The 19,357-nt window shown below is 71.2% G+C and carries 20 protein-coding genes; 9 read left to right on the forward strand and 11 right to left on the reverse strand.

What is annotated here, in order from left to right; translation table 11 throughout:
* The first annotated feature begins 21 nt into the window (after window positions 1-21).
* From B7W94_RS08620 to B7W94_RS08645, 6 genes are all read left to right on the forward strand, one after another.
* A complete protein-coding gene (locus B7W94_RS08620; RefSeq protein WP_085605954.1) occupies window positions 22-786 on the forward strand; it encodes a sugar phosphate isomerase/epimerase family protein in 765 nt (254 codons plus the stop codon).
* Between the two features lie 43 nt (window positions 787-829).
* Window positions 830-1,897: a LacI family DNA-binding transcriptional regulator gene (locus tag B7W94_RS08625; RefSeq protein WP_085605956.1), complete on the forward strand. Its 1,068-nt coding sequence runs from the start codon at window positions 830-832 to the stop codon at window positions 1,895-1,897.
* Complete coding sequence (locus B7W94_RS08630; RefSeq protein ID WP_085605958.1) at window positions 1,894-2,997, forward strand: glycerate kinase; 1,104 nt, start codon at window positions 1,894-1,896, stop codon at window positions 2,995-2,997. Before B7W94_RS08625 ends, B7W94_RS08630 begins: the two co-directional genes overlap by 4 nt.
* Before the next feature lie 141 nt (window positions 2,998-3,138).
* Window positions 3,139-3,990, forward strand: a complete 852-nt coding sequence (locus B7W94_RS08635; protein WP_085605959.1) for an ABC transporter permease — start codon at window positions 3,139-3,141, stop codon at window positions 3,988-3,990.
* A gap of 32 nt (window positions 3,991-4,022) precedes the next feature.
* Window positions 4,023-5,057: an ABC transporter substrate-binding protein gene (locus B7W94_RS08640; protein WP_085605961.1), complete on the forward strand. Its 1,035-nt coding sequence runs from the start codon at window positions 4,023-4,025 to the stop codon at window positions 5,055-5,057.
* An 11-nt stretch (window positions 5,058-5,068) separates the two neighbouring features.
* Entirely contained in the window at window positions 5,069-5,887 is an 819-nt protein-coding gene (locus B7W94_RS08645) for an ABC transporter ATP-binding protein (RefSeq protein WP_060922883.1), read from the forward strand.
* A gap of 785 nt (window positions 5,888-6,672) precedes the next feature.
* Here the strand turns inward: B7W94_RS08645 and pgm are convergent.
* Window positions 6,673-8,316: a phosphoglucomutase (alpha-D-glucose-1,6-bisphosphate-dependent) gene (pgm, locus tag B7W94_RS08650; RefSeq protein ID WP_085605963.1), complete on the reverse strand. Its 1,644-nt coding sequence runs from the start codon at window positions 8,314-8,316 to the stop codon at window positions 6,673-6,675.
* Window positions 8,317-8,394: 78 nt separating this feature from the next.
* Between pgm and pheA the strand changes: the two genes are divergently transcribed.
* Window positions 8,395-9,345, forward strand: a complete 951-nt coding sequence (gene pheA, locus B7W94_RS08655; protein WP_085605995.1) for a prephenate dehydratase — start codon at window positions 8,395-8,397, stop codon at window positions 9,343-9,345.
* A gap of 277 nt (window positions 9,346-9,622) precedes the next feature.
* On the opposite strand, the gene B7W94_RS08660 is transcribed toward pheA, so the two are convergent.
* From B7W94_RS08660 to B7W94_RS08680, 5 genes are all read right to left on the reverse strand, one after another.
* Entirely contained in the window at window positions 9,623-9,829 is a 207-nt protein-coding gene (locus B7W94_RS08660; RefSeq protein WP_025105466.1) for a hypothetical protein, read from the reverse strand.
* 100 nt (window positions 9,830-9,929) lie between these two features.
* The gene (locus B7W94_RS17960) at window positions 9,930-10,442 is read right to left on the reverse strand and encodes a hypothetical protein (protein ID WP_139833300.1); all 513 of its coding nucleotides are present in this window, start codon (window positions 10,440-10,442) and stop codon (window positions 9,930-9,932) included.
* A 972-nt stretch (window positions 10,443-11,414) separates the two neighbouring features.
* Complete coding sequence (locus B7W94_RS08670) at window positions 11,415-12,452, reverse strand: LLM class flavin-dependent oxidoreductase (RefSeq protein WP_085605967.1); 1,038 nt, start codon at window positions 12,450-12,452, stop codon at window positions 11,415-11,417.
* Window positions 12,453-12,488: 36 nt separating this feature from the next.
* Complete coding sequence (locus tag B7W94_RS08675) at window positions 12,489-12,716, reverse strand: DUF2795 domain-containing protein (RefSeq protein WP_025105469.1); 228 nt, start codon at window positions 12,714-12,716, stop codon at window positions 12,489-12,491.
* Window positions 12,717-12,784: 68 nt separating this feature from the next.
* Window positions 12,785-13,207, reverse strand: coding sequence for an Hsp20/alpha crystallin family protein (locus tag B7W94_RS08680; RefSeq protein ID WP_025105470.1), 423 nt, complete (start codon window positions 13,205-13,207; stop codon window positions 12,785-12,787).
* A gap of 129 nt (window positions 13,208-13,336) precedes the next feature.
* Between B7W94_RS08680 and B7W94_RS08685 the strand changes: the two genes are divergently transcribed.
* Window positions 13,337-13,645, forward strand: a complete 309-nt coding sequence (locus B7W94_RS08685) for a MerR family transcriptional regulator (protein ID WP_085605969.1) — start codon at window positions 13,337-13,339, stop codon at window positions 13,643-13,645.
* Window positions 13,646-13,690: 45 nt separating this feature from the next.
* Complete coding sequence (locus B7W94_RS08690; RefSeq protein ID WP_085605971.1) at window positions 13,691-15,421, forward strand: cation:proton antiporter; 1,731 nt, start codon at window positions 13,691-13,693, stop codon at window positions 15,419-15,421.
* A 161-nt stretch (window positions 15,422-15,582) separates the two neighbouring features.
* Here the strand turns inward: B7W94_RS08690 and B7W94_RS08695 are convergent, their stop codons facing one another.
* The 5 genes from B7W94_RS08695 to B7W94_RS08715 all read right to left on the reverse strand — a co-directional run bounded on the left by B7W94_RS08695 (window position 15,583) and on the right by B7W94_RS08715 (window position 19,259).
* Entirely contained in the window at window positions 15,583-17,004 is a 1,422-nt protein-coding gene (locus tag B7W94_RS08695; RefSeq protein ID WP_172400104.1) for a dicarboxylate/amino acid:cation symporter, read from the reverse strand.
* A 142-nt stretch (window positions 17,005-17,146) separates the two neighbouring features.
* Window positions 17,147-17,488: a hypothetical protein gene (locus B7W94_RS08700; protein ID WP_085605973.1), complete on the reverse strand. Its 342-nt coding sequence runs from the start codon at window positions 17,486-17,488 to the stop codon at window positions 17,147-17,149.
* A 162-nt stretch (window positions 17,489-17,650) separates the two neighbouring features.
* Window positions 17,651-17,887: a helix-turn-helix domain-containing protein gene (locus B7W94_RS08705; RefSeq protein WP_060922489.1), complete on the reverse strand. Its 237-nt coding sequence runs from the start codon at window positions 17,885-17,887 to the stop codon at window positions 17,651-17,653.
* On the reverse strand, window positions 17,884-18,636 hold the full coding sequence (locus B7W94_RS08710; RefSeq protein WP_085605975.1) for a hypothetical protein: 753 nt from the start codon (window positions 18,634-18,636) through the stop codon (window positions 17,884-17,886). Before B7W94_RS08710 ends, B7W94_RS08705 begins: the two co-directional genes overlap by 4 nt.
* Window positions 18,636-19,259, reverse strand: a complete 624-nt coding sequence (locus B7W94_RS08715; RefSeq protein WP_085605977.1) for a hypothetical protein — start codon at window positions 19,257-19,259, stop codon at window positions 18,636-18,638. The genes B7W94_RS08710 and B7W94_RS08715 overlap by 1 nt, the downstream gene beginning before the upstream one ends.
* Window positions 19,260-19,357: the final 98 nt, after the last annotated feature.

Raw genomic sequence — 19,357 nt, forward strand, 5'->3', positions numbered from 1 at the left:
GAGGACTGAGAGGATGACGGAATGACGGGGATCCGTGCGGGGCTGTGCTCGGTGACGTTCCGTGCCCTGCCGCCGGAGAGGATCGTCGCGCTCGCGGCCGCCGCGGGTCTCGACGTGATCGAGTGGGGCGGAGACGTGCATGTGCCGCCGGGGGATGTCGACCGCGCGGCGGAGGTCGCGCGGATGACCACGGATGCCGGGCTCGCCGTCGCGTCCTACGGGTCGTACTTCCGCGCCGGTCCGGAGGAGTCGCTCACCGCGGTCCTCGACAGTGCTGCGGCCCTGGGTGCTGACCGGGTGCGGGTGTGGGCCGGTGAACACGGCTCGGCGGAGGTCTCCGCGCACGAGCGTGCCCGCGTCGTGACCCGGCTCCGCGCGGCGGCGGTCGAGGCGGCCTCCCGGGGCATCGGGCTCGCCCTGGAGTTCCACGGCGGCACGCTCGCCGACACCGCGCCGGCCACCCTCGAGCTGCTGCACGAGGTCGACCACCCGGTGCTGTCGACGTACTGGCAGCCCACGGTCGGCGCCCCCGTCCCCGTGGCGCTCGAGGCGTTCCGCCGGCTCGGCCCGCACGTCTCCGCCGCTCATGTCTTCTCCTGGTGGCCGCGCACCGAGCGCCACCCGCTCCGCTCGCGGTCCGCCCTGTGGACCCGGTTCTTCGCGGACGCCGCCGCCTCCGCGCACCCGCCGCGCGACGCGCTGCTGGAGTTCGTGCCCGACGACGCCCCTGAGCTGCTCGCCGGGGAAGCCGCCGTCCTCCTCGGGTTCCTCGGGCGGCAGCCGTGAGCGCCCCTCGAAGCGGTTCCGTTCCCGTCGGTAGGCTCGGAGCATGACCCCGTCCGCCACACCGGCAGAGCCGCCGGCCGCGCGTCGCCCCCGTCACGCCCGGGGACCGGCACCCACGCTGCACGACGTCGCGCTCGAGGCCGGAGTGTCCCTGGCGACCGCCTCCCGCGTGCTCAACGGTTCCGAACGCAAGGTCGCGGCGCCCTTCCGGGAGCGGGTGGAGGCGGCCGCCGAAGCCCTCGGCTACACGGCCAACGTCTCCGCGCAGGCGACCGCCCGCGGACGCTCGCCGGTGATCGCGCTCCTCGTCGCGGACATCGCCGACCCCTACTTCGGCCTCATCGCCTCGGGCGTCGCCCGGGGTGCCGACGAGCAGGGGCTCGTCGTGACCGTGGCCATCACCGAGCGCGACCCGGCGCGGGAGGCGCGCATCGTCCGGGCGCTGCGCGGACAGCGTCCGCAGGGCCTCATCCTCGCCGCCTCGCGGACGCAGGAGGAGGGGCAGGCGGAGACCGCTCGCGAGCTCGCCGAGTTCACCCGGCTCGGCGGCCGCGTCGTCGCGTTCGGCGCGGACGGCGACGGCGACCGCCGGGTGGAGATCGACAACCGGGCCGGGGCCGCCGCGCTCGGCCGTCGCATGGCGGAGCTCGGATACCGCTCGGCGGTACTCGTCGGGGCGGCGGAGGGCGTGCGCACCTCGGACGATCGGCTGGCGGGATTCCGCGCCGGATTCGCGGAGGGCGGCGGAGAGGTCGCGCAGACCGTCCGCGGAGACTTCCGTCGGGAGTCCGGGGCGGCGGCGATGACCGAAGCCCTCGCCGCCGGTGTCCCCGAGGGCACCGTGGTGTTCGGCATCAGCGACGTCGTGGCGATCGGCGCGATGGCGGCCATCCGTGCAGCAGGCCGGGAGGTCGGCGCCGACATCGCGGTCTGCGGCTTCGACGACGTGCCCTCGAGCCGCGACGTCACCCCGGCCCTCACCACGGTCTGCGTGCCGCTGAGCGATGCCGGGTACCAGGCCTTCCGCGCGATCGTCGACGAGGACTGGCAGCAGCCGACGCTCCCCCTCGAGGTGGTCGTACGCGCGAGCACCCCGGGGCTCCGGGCATGACCCGGGTCGTCATCGCGCCGGACAGCTTCAAGGGCACGATCACGGCGGCGGAGGCCGCTGCGGCGCTCGCCGACGGCTGGCGGGAGGTCGAGCCGGCCGCGGACATCGTGCTCCGTCCGATGGCCGACGGCGGGGAGGGGACCGTCGCGGCGTTCGCGACGGCCGTACCGGATGCACAGTGGATGCCGGTCACGGTCGACGGTCCGGCGGGTGCTCCCGTCGAGACGTCGTGGCTGCTCCTGCCGAGCACGACCGACGCCCCGGGCGGCACCGGCGTCGTCGACATCGCCTCGACCTCGGGCATCGAGCTCCTCGACGGTCTGCGCCCCGGGGATGCCGACACGACCGGCTTCGGCCAGGCGATCGCCGCGGCCCTCGATCACGGCGTCTCGCGCCTGATCCTCGGCATCGGCTCCAGCGCTTCCACCGACGGTGGCACCGGCATGCTCACCGCCCTCGGGGCACGCTTCCTCGACGCGGACGGCGAACCGGTGGCGCGGGGCGCGCGCGGTCTGGCGGACATCGTCACGGCGGATCTCGGGGCCCTGCGTCACGCGCCGGATGTCCGCGTGCTGACCGATGTCACGAATCCGCTCACCGGCCCGCGCGGCGCGGCAGCGGTGTTCGGCCCGCAGAAGGGCCTCACGGCGCCGGAGGACATCGCCCGCGTCGACGACGCGCTCGCCCATCTCGCCGTCCTCCTGCCCGTCGACCCGGAGCTGCCGGGCACGGGGGCCGCCGGCGGGACGGGCGCCGCTCTCGTCCGCTGGGGCGGGGTCCTCGCCCCGGGGGCGGCCGCGGTAGCCGCGCTCGTCGACCTGCCAGGGGCCATCAGTGGTGCCGAGGTCGTGATCACCGGCGAGGGATCCTACGACGGACAGTCGGGCGACGGGAAGGTGCCGTCGTTCCTCGCCGCGCTCGCGGCGGAGGCGGGGGCGCGACCGCTGCTCGCCGCAGGACGGATCGCGGAGGATGCAAACACGACTCTGTTCACGGAGGCGGTGTCGTTGACCGCGCTGGCGGGGTCGACCACCGCCGCCCTGACCGATCCCGCACGGTGGCTGCGGGACGCGGGCGCGGCTCTCGCCCGGACACGGTGACCGGCCCGGACGTCCCGCCCGCGGCGGCGACGACGGCGGGGACACGGCCATGCGTTGACACGGCAGAACCGTCGGCATAGACTCGCAACACCGAACGGGAATGCGCTTTCCCGAATCCTTCACGAAGATGTCGAGGACCCCATGTCGTCTGCCCCCTCCGCGACCATGACCCTGGCGATCGCCGCCGATCGCCCCGAGCCTCCGGGCATCGTCCGCTGGTGGAGCCGCCACTGGCACCCGCTCGTCTTCGTGCTCGCGGTGCTCGCGCTCTGGTGGGTCTCCACGAGCCTCGGTTGGGTGCCGGCCTTCATCATTCCGTCGCCTGCCGACACCTGGGCCGCCTTCACCGACAACGCCGCCTACCTCGCGCAGAACACCTGGGTCACCACCTACGAGACCGTGATCGGGTTCGTCATCGCGGTCGTCGTCGGCGTCCTCGTCGCGGTGCTCATGGTCTACTCGCGAGGCCTGGAGCAGACGCTCTATCCCGTCATCCTCTTCGCGCAGGTCATCCCGAAGATCGCCATCGCCCCGCTGTTCGTCGTCTGGCTCGGGTTCGGGGCGGAGCCGAAGATCCTCGTGGCGGTGCTCATGGCGTTCTTCCCTGTCGTCATCTCGGGCCTCGCGGGTCTGCGCACCGTCGACCCGGAGATCCTCCAGCTCGCGTCGACCATGGGAGCCAGCCGCTTCAAGACCTTCCTCAAGGTGCGGCTGCCCGCGGCTCTGCCCGAGCTCCTCTCCGGCCTCAAGGTCGCCGCGACCCTCGCGGTCACCGGTGCCGTCGTCGGCGAGTTCGTCGGCGCGAACGAGGGCCTCGGCTACGTGATCCTCCAGGCCAACGGCAACCTCGACACCGCGATGCTCTTCGCCGCGCTCATCATCATGTCGCTGCTCGGCGTCATCCTCTTCGGCATCATCCAGATCGCCGAGCGCTTCCTCATCCCGTGGCACGCCTCCAAGCGCGACGTCGCCGCGGCCACCGTCCGACTCTGACCCCCCCCTCGCCCCCACGAAAGAAGGCACTGATGAAGAAGTCAGGCACCATCCTCAGCTCGATCGCCCTCGCGTCCGCCGCGGTGCTCGCCCTCTCCGGCTGCGGAGGATCGACGGCCCCGGCGAGCTCCGGCGACGGTGACGGCGGCGAGCTCACGCCGGTCACCCTCATGCTCAACTGGTACCCGTACGGCGAGCACGCCGCGTTCTACTACGGCGTCGACCAGGGCATCTTCGAGGAGCACGGCATCGACCTCACGATCAAGGCCGGCCAGGGCTCGACGAAGACCGCGCAGGCCGTCGGGCAGGGGCAGGTCGACTTCGGCTGGGCGGACACCCCCGCCGTCCTCGCGAACATCGACAAGGGCGTCGGCATCAAGAGCGTCGGCGTCTTCCTGCAGACCACGCCGTCGGCCGTGCAGGTCTTCGCCGACTCCGGCATCTCCAGCCCGGAAGACCTCAAGGGCAAGACCATCGCGGTCTCCGCGGGCGACGCCCCGACCACGACCTTCCCGATGTACCTCGAGGCCGTGGGCCTGGAGGAGGGCGATGTGACGCAGCAGAACCTCGACGCCGCGGGCAAGATCGCCGCCATGCTCTCGGGCAAGGTCGACGGCCTCATCGGCTTCGCGCACGACCAGGGACCGACCATCGCCGACAAGAGCGGCAAGGACGTCGAGTACCTGCGCTACTCCGACGCCGGCCTGAACTTCTTCAGCAACGGTCTCATCGCGCCCACCGACACCATCGAGAACGACCCGGAGCTCGTCGAGGCGCTGGTCGCAGCGACCTCCGAGGCCTTCGAGGCCGCGCAGGAGGACCCTGAGGCGGCGGTGGCCGCGATGGAGGGCAAGGACCCGCAGATGCCGTCGCAGGAGGTGCTGCTGCACCAGTGGGAGGAGACCATCGAGCTGCTCCACACCGACGCCACCGAGGGCCAGGCCTCCGGCGCGAACGCCACCGAGGACTGGGAGTCCACGCTGGAGGTGCTGTCCGAGGCCGGGCTCATCTCGGGCGACGGCGACGTGGAGACCTACTTCGACGACGCCTTCACCCCCGGGAAGTGAGACCGATCGTCATGGATACCCACGTTCAGCAGGAACGCGGACCCGCGGCCACGAGCACCGCTCCGGCGCTCGAGGTCTCGGATCTCGCGATCACCTTCGCCTCCAAGCGGCGCCAGGTCACGGCCCTCGAGGGCGTCGACCTGCGCGTCGAGGAGGGGGAGTTCCTCTCCATCGCCGGGCCCTCGGGCTGCGGCAAGTCGACGCTCCTGAAGGCCGTGGCGGGACTCACCGCTCCGAGCCGCGGCAGCATCCGCCTGCGCGGCGACGAGGTCCGCGGTCCGCGGCAGGATATCGGCTACGTGTTCCAGCGGGCGGCGCTTCTGGAATGGCGCAGCGTCCGCGGCAACATCCTCCTGCAGGCCGAGATGCGTGGGATGGACATGCGCAAGGCTCAGGCCCGCGCCGACGAGCTCATCGAGATGACCGGTCTCACCGGCTTCGAGAAATCTCTGCCGCACGAGCTCTCCGGTGGCATGCAGCAGCGGGTGTCGCTGTGTCGTGCGCTGCTGCACGAGCCGCGGGTGCTGCTCATGGATGAGCCCTTCGGTGCCCTCGACGCCCTCACGCGCGAGCGTATGAACGTCGAGCTCAACCGGATCTGGAGCGCCACCGGCACGACCGTGCTGCTCGTGACCCACTCGGTCGCGGAGGCCGTCTACCTCGCCAGTCGCGTCATCGTGATGGGGCCGCGCCCCGGGCGGATCCTGGAGGAGCACCGCGTCGACCTCCCGGCCCGCCGCGGCTACGCCGATGTTCTGGAGACGGAGGAGTTCCACCGCGTCTCCAGCCGCGTCCGCGAGCTCCTCGGCTCCTCCACCGACGCCGACTGACCCGCCCCCGCCCCCGTCCCGCCCCCGCCCCCCGCCCGTCTGCGGGATCAAAACCGCCCCTCCCCAGCGTCCCCCGGGCCCAGTTTCGATCCCGCAGCAGGGGCGGTCGGCGGAGCGGGATCGAAAAGGCCCGTTCGGGACCCCCGACGAGCCCGTTATCGATCCCGCAAGAGGAGTGGCGGACGGTTCGGCGCCGACGGACCGACCCGCGACAACAGGAGGGCCTCATCGCCCGAGCGTGCACGGAAGCCGACGGTCCGGCGCGCGGGATGAAAAAAGCTCCTGCGGAACGCTGACGAGGATCGTTCTTGATCCCGCACCGGGTGGTGCACCGTACGACTGTCCCATTGTCAGGAGGTCCCGGGAGCGGAACCGTCTCCCGGGTGTGGCTGGATCGATAACGTCCGTCCCCAGTGCCTGCCGTGCCCGCTTTCGATCCCGCCCGGGCTTTGCGCGTCCCCTCCCGTCGCTCCCCGGCTAGCGGGATCAAGAAAGCCCCTCTCCAGTCCGTGCCAGGCCCGTTTCCGATCCCGCCACCGGCTTTGCGCCTCGGCTCCCGCCCGGCCCGGGGGTGACGGGATCAACAACGTCCCTCCCCGAGGCCTGGCGGGCCCGTTTCCGATCCCGCCACGGGCTCGTCCGCGCGGCCCCGGGGTGGACTTGATCACCAAGGTCCCTCGCCGGCGCCAAGCCGGGCGGGATCGAAAACTCCCCCCCGGCGGTGGCCGAGGGGAGCGGTTTCGATCCCGGAGTACCCGCGGGACGCGGCGTCGGGGGCGGGAGGATCAGTCGCCGAGGGCGGCGGACACCACGGCGCGGGCCTCGGCCTGCACCTCCGCGAGGTGCTCGGGACCGCGCAGGCTCTCGGCGTAGAGCTTGTAGACGTCCTCGGTTCCGGACGGGCGCGCGGCGAACCACGCGTGCGGAGTCTGCACCTTGAGGCCGCCGATCGCCGCACCGTTGCCGGGGGCGTGCGAGAGCTTCGCGATGATGTCCTCGCCGGCGAGGGTGGTCGCGGTCACCGACTCCGGGGCCAGCTTGCCAAGCGTCGCCTTCTGCTCAGGGGTCGCGGGGGCGTCGATGCGCTGGTAGGCGGAAGCGCCGAAGGCGTCCTCCAGCTCCGCGTAGCGCTGCGACGGGGTCTTGCCGGTCACCGCGAGGATCTCGGCCGCGAGCAGGCAGAGGAGGATGCCGTCCTTGTCGGTCGACCACACGGAGCCGTCGTGGCGCAAGAACGAGGCGCCGGCCGACTCCTCGCCGCCGAACGCCACCGAGCCGTCGAGCAGTCCGGGCACGAACCACTTGAAGCCCACCGGAACCTCCAGCAGACGCCGCCCGAGCGACTCGGCCACGCGATCGATGATCATCGACGACACGAGCGTCTTTCCGACGGCGGCCTCACGCGGCCAGTGCTCCCGGTGCGAGAAGAGGTAGTCGATGGCGACGGCGAGGAAGTGGTTCGGGTTCATGAGCCCGGCGTCGGGGGTGACGATTCCGTGCCGGTCCGCGTCGGCGTCGTTCCCCGTGAGGATGTCGTAGTCGCCCTTCTTCGCCACGAGCGATGCCATGGCCGACGGGGACGACGGGTCCATCCGGATCTTCTCGTCCCAGTCCAGGGTCATGAAGCGCCACGTGGGGTCGACCTCGGGGTTGACCACCGTGAGATCGAGGTCGTGCATCTCGGCGATCAGCGACCAGTACTCCACCGACGCGCCGCCCAGCGGGTCCGCGCCGATGCGCACGCCGGCGCGGCGGATCGCCTCGATGTCGATGATCGACGGGAGGTCGCGCACATAGGCGTCGCGGAAGTCGTATCCGGTGATCGCGTCCCAGTCCACGTCGGCGAAGCGCTCGCGGCGGACCTCGGTCAGGCCGCCGGCGATGAGCTGGTTGGCGCGGTCGGCGATCCAGCCGGTCGCATCGGTGTCGGCGGGACCGCCGTGGGGCGGGTTGTACTTGAAGCCGCCGTCGCGCGGCGGGTTGTGCGAGGGGGTCACGACGATGCCGTCCGCGCGGCCCGGGTCATCGGCGGCGCGGTCGCGGTTGTACGTGAGGATCGCGTGGCTCAGCGCGGGGGTCGGCACCCACGAGTCCCGGGCGTCGACGCGCACGTCCACGCCGTTCGCGAGCAGGACCTCGATGGCGCTGCGCTCCGCCGGGAGGGACAGCGCGTGGGTGTCGCGCCCCAGGAAGAGCGGACCGGTGATGCCCTGCGCGGCGCGATAGTCGACGATGGCCTGCGTCGTCGCGAGGATGTGGTTCTCGTTGAAGCTCTTCGTGAGCGACGAGCCGCGGTGCCCGCTGGTGCCGAACACGACCCGCTCGCTCGCGACATCCGGATTCGGCACGCGGTCGTAGTAGGCGGCGATCAGCTCGTCGACGTCGATCAGGTCACTTTCCTCCGCGGGGAGGCCGGCACGGCTGCTCATGCTCTCAGTCTGCCCCGTGCAGCCGATACGCGCATCCGCCTTGACACGCGGGAACCCCATGAGTCACCGAGGGATAGGCTGAACGCCGTGACTGCACGCCGCACCTACAGCTATCTCGGACCAGCCGGAACCTTCACGGAGGCGGCGCTCGACCAGGTGGCCGAGGCCAGGGGGCAGGACTGGCGACCGGTGCACAACGTGGGCGAGGCGCTCGCGGACGTCCTCGAAGGGCGGAGCGACGCGGCCATGATCGCGATCGAGAACTCCATCGAGGGCGGGGTCTCGACCACGCAGGACGCGCTGGCGACGCTGCCGGGGCTCCGGATCATCGGCGAGTACCTCGTGCGGGTGAACTTCGTCCTCGTCGCGCCGCGCGGCACCACTCTCGACCAGGTCGAGGTCATCGCCGCGCACCCCGTCGCCTACGCGCAGTGTCACGGCTGGCTCGGCGAACACCTCCCGACCCACTCGCACGTGCCGGCGGCGAGCAACGTGGCCTCGGCCATCGGCGTCCTCGACGGCACCTCGCCCGCGCAGGCCGCGATCGCCGCTCCCGGCATCGTGCAGCACTATGACGTGGATGTGCTCGCCGAGGGTATCGGCGACAACGCGGCGGCCGTGACCCGGTTCGTCCTCGTCACCCGCACCACGCGTTCGCCCGCGCCGACCGGTGCCGACAAGACCTCGCTGATCGTCGAGCTCCCGCATGACCACCCTGGTTCTCTCCTCGAGATGCTGGAGCAGTTCTCGACGCGCGGCATCAACCTCTCTCTCATCGAGTCCCGGCCCATCGGCGACGAGCTCGGCCGGTACCGGTTCGTGATCGACGCGGACGGTCACATCGAGCACGAGCGGATGGCCGACGCGCTGCTCGGGATCCGCCGCTTCAGCCCCCGTGTGGTGTTCCTCGGGTCGTACCCGCGTGCTGACCGGCAGATCGTGCAGTATCCCGACCGCTACTCCGACGAGGTCTTCATCGAGGCCCGCGACTGGCTCCGCGGCATCCTCTCCGGCGAACCCGAGTCCTGACGCCGCCCGCACGCGCGTGCCTCCCGCGCGCGTGCGTCCTGCGTTCGGGATCGATAACGCACGTTCCCGTACCGGCCCGCGCCCGATTTTGATCCGGCATGCCGCGCCCCCAGTTGGCGGGATCGATAACGAACGTTCGCCGAACGATCTGCGCCCGTTCTCCAACCGGCGCACCCCGCCGCCGCGATCCCCGACCGCAGCAGGTCTCGCGGGATCAGAATCGCACCTCGTACCGGCTCGGGAGGTGCTGTTTCGATCCCGCACGACGAGGAGCGGGTCAGTGCTCCTGGAACCGCGGCCAGGCGCTGCCCGGCAGCATACGGGCGTGCAGCGCGCCCTTCGCGGAGGCGAGGCTGGGATAGGTCCCGGCCGCCGCGTCCGCTCCCGCCATGGTCACCACATAGCCGTTCTCATCGTGGCGGATGCTCCCCACCACCCCGTTCGTCCCGTACGCGACCCAGAGTGCGAGTGTCTTGGTGCTCATCGTCGAACCCCTCTCTCTGCCGCCGAGGCTACGCCTCCCTGACAGCCGGAGCCAGCCCCCTCATCGCGGAGAGGACCGAACGCCCATCCATGAGCACGCCTCAACCCCGGATGCCGTGGCGAACCATGAGTGCGCGACGCACACGGGCGGCGAGGGCGGCGCCACCGTCGCGCAGATCGAGCTCGGTGACGCGGATCACGAGCCATCCGTGATCTTCGAGGTCGCGCTGACGCTGGATGTCGATCCGCCATTGGTCACGGTCCGTCCGATGGCCGTCGCCTTCGTACTCGATGGCGATGCGGCATTCGGGGTAGGCGAGGTCGACCCGGGCGAGGAAGCGTCCGTCCACGGAGACGATGTGCTGGATCGCGGGCTCCGGGAGGTCGAAGCTCGTGAGGAGCAGCCGGGTCTCGGTCTCCTTCGGCGACTCGACGCCCGGTCGTGCGAATGCCAGCCCATCGCGTATGCGACCGCACCCGGGGAACCGCCCCCATCGCGTCAGCTGTCGATCGATGCTCTCGATGGTCGCGACCGGCCGGCCCATCCGCAGCCCCGGATAGACATCTGACGATGCGACCAGCGCATCGAGCGCCACGACGATCGGCGTGAACACGAACTCCCGCGCGCAGAGGAACAGTGCGCTGACCGGATCGACCGTCGGAACTCCGTGGATGTGCCATGTGTCCGCCCGTGCCGGGGCGATGCGGCGCCCTCGGACACCGACCGTCCTTGGCGGTGAGGTCCCGGTGTGAACGGCGACGTCGAGGGGCTCATCCGGCGACCATCGGGCGGGCGCGGGAATCCCCCACAGCCGGAGGGCCGTGCGTCCGGCGAATGCCTGGCCTTCACGGAGGCGTGGAAGGTACGCGGCGACTCGATCGTCGAACGTGGCGGGCTCGTTCGCCGACCGCACTCCGGCGAACGGCCGCGCGAGGTCTCGGCTGGAGTATCTCTTCCGCCCGACCCCGATGGCCGCGGCATCACGGACGGCGAAATGAGGGCCGAGGTCAGGTGGGAGAGGGATCCGGTGTCGCATGCGTCCATGCTGTCCGTGCAGGGGCGGCGTCCGGACGGTCGAGCGTCCTCCGCCCGGCTCTTGTGGACAACTCGAATCGACCTGCGATTGTGGTGGAGCTCCTGCTCTCGCGCGGGATCAGAAGTGTCCCTTCAGCGACCGCTGAGGGCACGTTTCCCGTCCCGCATGCCGAGACAGCGAGAGGCTCCTGGACGGAGCGAAAGAGCGTGTTGCGGGACCTGCCGGGGCCCCGGTTCCCGCTCGCACGGGGTGGTGCGACGACGACGGCCGGCGCGCGGGATCAGAAAGGTGCCGCGGGAAGCGCGCAAGGGAGCGTTATCGATCCCGCACCAAGTGACCGATCGGACGCGGGATCAGGAAGGCGCCGCGGGAAGTGCGCAGGGGAGCGATATCTATCCCGCAGGGCCGAAGGAACCGGACGCGGAAGCAACCGGACGCGGGATTAGAAACGCGCCGCCCGGGCCGCGTGGGGGAGCGTTCGTGATCCCGCGACGGAACGCCCCCGTCCCGCGACGGAACTCCCGCGACGGAACACCCCCGCGACGCGACTCACGCCCCCGCGACGAGCTCCAGCGTCTGCGCGCGCCCCGCGGCCGAGTCCTTCGGCTCCGCGTCATAGGCGCCGGCGACGGGGGAGAGCATGACCTCGTCCACCCCGTAGGTCGACGCGAAGGAGCGCACCTCGGCGGCGACGGACTCCCCGGTGCCGACGAACCACCGCGACCGCGCGGCCTCGACCACCTGATCGGTCGCGGCGTCGTGCTCCACGGCGAGGGCCTGCTCGACGGTCTCGAGCGCGACGAGCGGCTGGTTGAGTCGGAGTCGCGCCATCATCCGCAGCTGCGGCAGGGCACGGGCCTCCGCCTCCTCTGCGGTCGGGGCGGCGACGGCGTTCACGGTGAGGAAGGTCCGCGGCTCCGGGTGCTCCTCGCTCGGACGGTAGTTCGTGCGGTAGAGGTCGAGGGCGCGTTCCAGGCCCTGTCCGGAGAAGTGGTTCGCGAACACGTACGGCAGGCCGAGGGAGGCGGCGAGCTGCGCGGAGTAGTCGCTCGACCCCAGCAGCCACACTTCGGGCACCCCGGCCGCGGCGGGGGTTGCCCGCACGGTGTACTCCCCGCCGGAGGTGAAGCGCACCGTGGCGCCGTCGGCGGTGAAGAGCGCCGCGATGTCCTGCACGTGGCGGGGGAACTGCTCCACGTCGCTGGTGGTCCCTGACCCGCGGAGGAGCTGAGTGATCACGGGGTCGCTGCCGGGCGCGCGGCCGAGGCCCAGGTCGATGCGGCCGGGGGCGATGGCCTCGAGGGCGGCGAACTGCTCGGCGACGATCAGGGGCGCGTGGTTCGGCAGCATCACGCCGCCGGAGCCGAGGCGGATGCGCGAGGTGCGCGTGGCCGCGGCCGCGATGAGGACCGGCGGCGTGGTCGATGCGACCGCGGGCATGTTGTGGTGCTCCGCGAACCAGTACCGGCGATAGCCGAGCCGGTCGGCGGTCGCGGCGAGGGAGAGGGAGGCGGTGATGGCCTCGGCACTGGTCTGGCCGGAGCGGACCGGCACGAGGTCGAGGACGGAGAGGGCGACGTCGTTCATCTCCCGATGCAACCTCGGCGGCCGCTCCGGCATTCCCTAGGCGGCGAGGCGCGAGGCGGGGGTGAGCGCGTCGGCGAGCGCGTTCCTGGCGAGGCGATAGCGGATGAGCCAGGCGGCGCTGAAGCTCTGTTCCGGCAGGTCGTGCAGCGCCGCACGGTCGTGGTTCGGCAGTCCCTCCCGCGCGGCTTCGCGCAGGAGGTCGTCGCGGGTCGCGGGGTACTCCATCTCGGCGAGGAAGCGGTCGAGGGTCGGGGAGAGTGCCATGGTTCGTCCTTTCCGTGAGAAGAGGAGGAGAGCGGTGGGGGCGGTGCCGCAGCACCGCCCCCGGGTGATCAGGCGTCGATCGCCTGGCGCTGTTCGCCGGATTCGACGACGATCTTGCGCGGCTTCGCCCGTTCGCTGACGGGGATCACGACCGACAGGACACCGCTCTCGTACGAGGCGCTGATGTTGTCGAGGTCCACTCCGTCGCCGAGCGAGAACTGGCGCAGGAACGATCCGGCGCCGCGCTCACGGGCGAGCCAGCGCACGCCTTCGCGGGTGTCGGCCGTGCGCTGTGCGCGGATCGTGAGCTGCCCGCCGTCGAGGTCGACGTCGATGGAGCCGGGGTCGGCGCCGGGGAGGTCGGCGTGCAGGATGTAGCGGTCCCCGTCGCGGTACAGGTCCACCGGCATCGACCGGGGCGCGCGCACGGAGTCCAGGACGCTCGCGGCGAAGCGGTCGAGCTGGCTGAAGGGATCGAAGGTCAGTGCCATGAGGTGTCTCCTTTCGTGCGGCCCTGCAAGGGCTGAGGTGGCGTGCAGATTATCTGCACCTGAGGTATAGATTTGTTATAGAACACACGCAGGAATCTTCGCAACCCCGATCCGGAGACGAGGACATTCATGACCGCACGCGACTCGCGCACCCCGCTCTACGGCATCGCCGTGGCCGCGCAGCTCGTCGACCTGCCCGAGGCGACGATCCGGCTCTTCGAGAGCAAGGGCCTCCTCGCGCCCGCCCGGAGCGACGGCGGCACGCGCCGGTACAGCGACGACGACATCACCCGCCTGCGCCGCGCGGCCGAGCTCCGCGGCGACGGCATCAACATCGCCGGGATCGCGCGGGTCCTCGACCTGCAGGATGAGAACGCGGGCCTCCGGGAGGCTCTCGATGCGGAGGCGCCGGAACGCGAGCGCTCCCCCCGCGACTGACGCCCGGCGGACAGGGGGTACCGACGACGCCGCTACGCTTTCCGCATGGAAGCCGGGATCTTCTACGTCCTCGTCGGAGCTGTCGCCGTGGCGGCCGTCGCGCGATCGCGGGGGTGGCCGGCCCCGCTGCTCGTGACCGTCGTTGCGCTCGCCGCCTCGTTCCTGCCGTTCGTGCCGGAGCTGGAGATCGACGGGCACCTGCTGCTCGGGCTCGTGCTGCCTCCGCTGCTGTATTCCGCCGCCCTCGACGTGTCGTTCGTCGGGTTCAAGCGCAGCCTGCCGCAGATCCGCCGTCTCGGGATCTGGCTGGTGCTGCTCACCGCGTTCGCCGTCGGGCTCGTGGCCTGGTGGATCCTGCCGTCGCTCACGCTGCCCGGCGCGCTGCTGCTGGGCGCCATCGTCGCCCCGCCGGACGCGGTGTCGGCGGCGGCGATCGGCCGTCGTCTCGGTCTACCTCGCCGCATCATGACGGTGCTGTCCGGGGAGAGCCTCATCAACGACGCGACCTCGCTCACGCTCTACCGGGTGTTCGCGGCCATCCTCGCCGGGGCGACGCTGACCGTCTGGGATGGGATCTGGCAGTTCCTCCTCGCGGTCGGCGTGGGGGTGGGCATCGGGCTGATCTTCGGGATCGTCCTGCATCAGCTGCGCATGCGCATCGGCGACCCGGTGGTTATCGGCACCTTCGGTCTGCTCGCCCCGTTCGGCGCGTACAACATCGCGGAGCACCTGCTCGGCTCCGGCGTCCTGGCGGTCGTGGCCATGGGACTGTTCGTCGGCTTCAACGCCCCGCGCACCGACTACACGACCCGGCAGCAGGAGGCGCCGCTGTGGCTCTCGGCCGACCTGCTGCTGGAGAGCTTCGTGTTCGCCTACATCGGCCTCCAGTTCCCGCGGGTGCTCAGCGATCTCGGCAGCGAGTCGGTGGGGCACATCCTCCTGCTCTCCGGCGCCGTGCTGCTTGTGGTGCTCGTCGTGCGGCCGCTCTACATCTACCCGATCAGCGCGTGGTCGAACTTCCAGGACCGCCGCCGGCTCGCCCGCATGGATCGCGGCATCGCATCCGGGGAGTTCGACGAACGGCGACGGCGGTCCCGGCGGTGGCGCGACCAGAGCACGGATGAGCTGCGGACGCAGATCGTGCGGGAACGCATGGCCGGACTGCGGCTCACGTGGAAGGACAACGCGGTCATCTCGTGGGCCGGCATGCGGGGCGTGGTGACCCTGGCGATCGCGGTGGCCGCCGCCGATCTGGCCGGGCTCGACACCGAGGCCTCGCACGCCATCGTCGTCGTCGCCTTCATCGTCACCGTCGGCACGCTCCTGCTGCAGGGGCTCACCCTGCCGCTGCTCATCCGGCGGCTCGAGATCGCCGGGGATGAGGAGCACGCGGAGGACGTCGCGGCGCTGGAGATGGTCAAGGCCAAGAGCCGCGAGGCCGGCAAGGCGTACCTCGCCGAGAAGCGCCGGGAGTGGGAGCAGAAGCACGGCGAGGTCGACCTCGGCATGTTCGATGCCTTCACCAAGCGCATGACCCGGGTGGAGAAGGACACCGACGACGCACAGCAGGTCGAGGACACCGTCGCCCGCCCCTCCTATGACGACCTCGTCGCGCTGACCAAGGGATGGCTGCAGGTGCGGCGGGAGATCCTCGTCGCGGAGCGGGACGCCGGCGAGCTCGACGAGGAGGTCATGCGGGAGCTGCTGGCCGCGATGGACGCCGAGGAGCTCGCGCTCGACACTCGTGGCGCGACCCGCCCCCTGAGCCGCAACTGACCCCTCCTTTCCGCCGACCCACCCCCTTCTGGTCGACCCACCCGTTTCCGCCCGTGCGTAAAGGGCCGGGGCGCACGCAAAGGGGTGGGTCGGCGGGGAAGGGAGACAAAAAGAGCGCCCCACCTTCGAGAGGAAGGTGGGACGCTCTTGAGGAGACCGGGTCAGCGGGCGCCGGCGGGCTCCGGGGTGGAGGCGGCGGCGGCCTCGGGGGCGTCGTCGCCGGAGTCGTCGGCGAAGGGCAGGCCCTCGCGCGGGGCGTTGTAGAGCTCCTCGTCGAGGATGCCCTCGCGCTTCGCGACGATCGCGGGGACGAGCGCCTGACCGGCGACGTTCACGGCCGTGCGACCCATGTCGAGGATCGGGTCGATCGCGAGCAGCAGGCCGACCCCCTCGAGCGGCAGACCCAGGGTGGACAGCGTCAGCGTGAGCATGACGACCGCGCCCGTGGTGCCGGCGGTGGCGGCGGAACCGACGACCGAGACGATCACGATCAGCAGGTACTGCACGAAGTTCAGCTCGATGCCGAAGAACTGCGCGACGAAGATCGCGGCGATGGCCGGGTAGATCGCGGCGCAGCCGTCCATCTTCGTCGTCGCGCCCAGCGGCACGGCGAACGAGGCGTAGGAGCGGGGCACACCGAGGTTGCGCTCGGTCACGCGCTCCGTGAGGGGCAGCGTGCCGATGGAGGAGCGGCTCACGAAGGCGAGCTGCACCGCCGGCCACACACCCGAGAAGTACTGCTTGATGGAGAGGCCGTGCGTGCGCACCAGGATGGGGTACACGACGAACAGCACGAGCGCGAGGCCGATGTAGACCGCGGCCGCGAACCAGCCGAGCGACGCGAGCTTCTCCCAGCCGTACTTGATGACGGCGGAGCCGATGAGGCCGAACGTGCCGAGCGGAGCGATGCGGATGATCCACCACAGCACGCGCTGGATGACCTTGAGCAGGGACTCGGTGAAGACGAGGAACGGCTCCGCCTTCTTGCCGGCCTTGAGCGCCGCGATGCCGACGACGGCCGCGACCACGATTACCTGGAGGATGTTGAAGCCGACGCTCGAGGTGAACGCGCCCTCGGTGGCTCCGGGGGAGGTGCTGACGGTCAGGCCGAGGAAGTTCTGCGGGATGAGGCCGAGGAGGAAGTTCCACCAGGTGCCGACGGTGTACGGCTCGCCCGGCTCCAGGCCCTCGCCGGCGCGGCTGCCCGGCTGGATCACGAGGCCGAGGACGATGCCGATGATGACCGCGATGAAGGCGGTGATCGCGAACCAGAGGATCGTCTGCCCGGCGAGGCGGGCGGCGTTCTGCACGCGACGGAGGTTCGAGATGCTCGCGACGATCGCGGTGAAGATCAGCGGGACGACGGCCGCGCGGAGCAGCGTGACGTACGAGCTGCCGATCGTGTCGAGGGTCGCCGACAGGGCGGTCGGGTTCTCGGCCGTGGCGCCGAGCTGACGGCCGATCAGACCGGCGGCGATGCCGAGGACGAGGGCGGCGATGATCTGGAAGCCGAACGAGGTCAGCAGCTTCCGGACCGGCCCGCGGGTGTCTGGCGCCTTCTGGGCGCGTGCGGTGGTGCTCATTGAGGTGGGGACTCCAGAATCGCGGCGCGCCGGGTGCACGCCATGAGGCTCAACGCTAGGAGAGCCTGAGAATTCCCTGGGCGGATATGACGAAGGATGACGGCCGCCCTCCCAGGCCGTCACCCTTCGCTGCGTGCCGCCCTCAGGGCGTGACGCAGTCCTGGAGGTTGTCCTGGATGATCTGGGTCGTGAGGGCCTTGTCGGCCTCGTCCCGCTGCTTGTCCTCGCCGTCGGCGATGTAGCCGAGCGTCTCGTCGCTGAGGTCCGAGTTGACCAGGGCTTCGGCCAGGCAGGTGGCGGCGTCGTCGGTCATGGCCTCCTCCTGCGGGGTGCCCTCGAAGACCCTCTGGATGCCGTCGGCGACCTCGTCGACCGAGGGGCGGCTCTCTCCCGCGCAGGCGGCGAGGGAGAAGGCGAGGGCAGCGGCCGGGACGATCGCCAGGAGGCGGAGGCCGCGACGCGAGGGGATGCGGGTGCTGGTCATGCGACGACGCTATCCACTCACAGCCGACTCATAGAAGGGGCTTGCAATCCGGTGCGCGACCGTGCTCGCCCTCCCGCCGACCCACCCCTCTTCGTGCGTCCCGGCCCCCTGCGTGCGTCCGTAAGGGGCCGGGGCGCGCGGAAGGGGGTGGGTCGACAGAAGTCAGCGATCGGCGAGGACGAGGAGGTCGCCGACCTCGCAGTCGAGCGCCTCGCAGATGGCCCGCAGCGTGGAATAGCGGATCGCGCGGGCGCGGTCGTTCTTCAGCACGGACAGGTTCACGATGCTGACGCCGACGGCGGCGCTCAGCTCCGTCAGCGTCATCCCGCGGGCCGCCAGCAGCTCATCGAGACGGCAGTGGATGCCCGTGAACTCGTCGTCGCTCTCCGCCGGGCTCACACCAGGCCCTCCGTCTCGCGTTCCAGGGCGGCCCGTTCCTGCTCCACGCGCATGCCCTGACGGAACACCGCGGCGAGGGCGAGGAGGCCGAGCGCCGCGGCGAACGGCAGCGGGGTGACGGTGAGCCAGTAGGTCTGCGGATACCAGGTGCTGTCCGCGGGCAGGGCCTCCCGCAGTCCGGTGGTGGCGGCGATGCCGCTCAGGAGATCGGAGAGCACGCCCAGCACCCCGAACGCGATCGCACCCCCGACGAGGGCGCGGGTCACGGTGCGGGAGAACGCGCGGCCGCGAAGCGTGTGGAAGCAGATGAGCGCGAGGACCACCGCGGGGATCGTCGTGAGGGCGAGCGTGCTGAGCTGTGCGGCCGCGGCGAGGAGGCGCAGCCCGAGCGACGCGTGGCCCACCGTGAAGTCCGACAGCTCCGTGCCGCTGCAGGTGAGCATGGTCGTCGTGCTGTCGCCGTACTCCGAGCACGGGAGGCTCGGGGGCCAGTCGAGGAGGACCGTCGTCGCACCGTGCAGCTCCGCCCAGTCGACGGTGAACGCCTTGACGAGGATGACCACCGCGCCCAGTGCGGAGAGCGTGATCCACCATCCGGACAGCGTGAGCGCCGCGTCGAGGGCGACCGTGCGGCTGCCACGGCGGCGGCTGTTCCAGACGACGAGGGCGACGACGGCCGCACAGACCGCGAGCGCGATCCCGATGTTGAGCAGAGACGGCCAGACGGCCTCCGAGCCGAACGAGATCATCAGACCAGTCCCTCCGTGTCGCGCTGCAGACGGCGGCCGATGGTGAAGACGCCTGCCACGAGAGCCAGGGCGAACGCCCACCCCACGGGTGCGAGATCGAACTCCATGAGCAGCGTCCACAGCACGTCCTCGACCGCGGGGTCGGTCGCGGCGAGATCCTTCACGATCTCGGCCCGCCCGATGCCGCCGGCGAGCTGCCCGAACAGGGTGCCCGCCATCAGCAGGCAGGCGGCGACGGCGAACATCCACCCGAGGGAGGCGCGGAACGGGCGGGAGCGGATGAGGGAGACGCCGAGCCACCAGACCACCGCGCACAGCGCCACGGTGGCGAGCGCGGGGAGCGCCGTCTCGAGCAGCAGCAGCCAGCGGGCGCTCGTCGGCGGCGCGGTGAGCGTGACGAGGGCGGAGTCGACGGTGGCGCCTTCGACACCGGCCACGCCGTCGAGGGCGGAGAGGTCGACGTCGTGCACCGGCATCGCGACCGTGGGCGAGGGGGAGAACAGGGCACCGGCGGCCTGGGCGACGGCGACGATGGCGCCGATCCCGACGCTGACCGCACCGGTGGCGATGAGCCCGAGCGCGATGCCGTCGGCGAGCGAAGGGCGTCTTTCCGTGGCGAGCATGAGCTCCTCCTGAGAGTCAGGGTTTATCGACTTTCGTTAACATAACGACTGTCGATAAACCCGTCAAGGCCTCGCTATGCCCACGGCGAACACGGGCA

The organism is Microbacterium sp. LEMMJ01 (assembly GCF_002114135.1).
Lineage (GTDB): Bacteria > Actinomycetota > Actinomycetes > Actinomycetales > Microbacteriaceae > Microbacterium.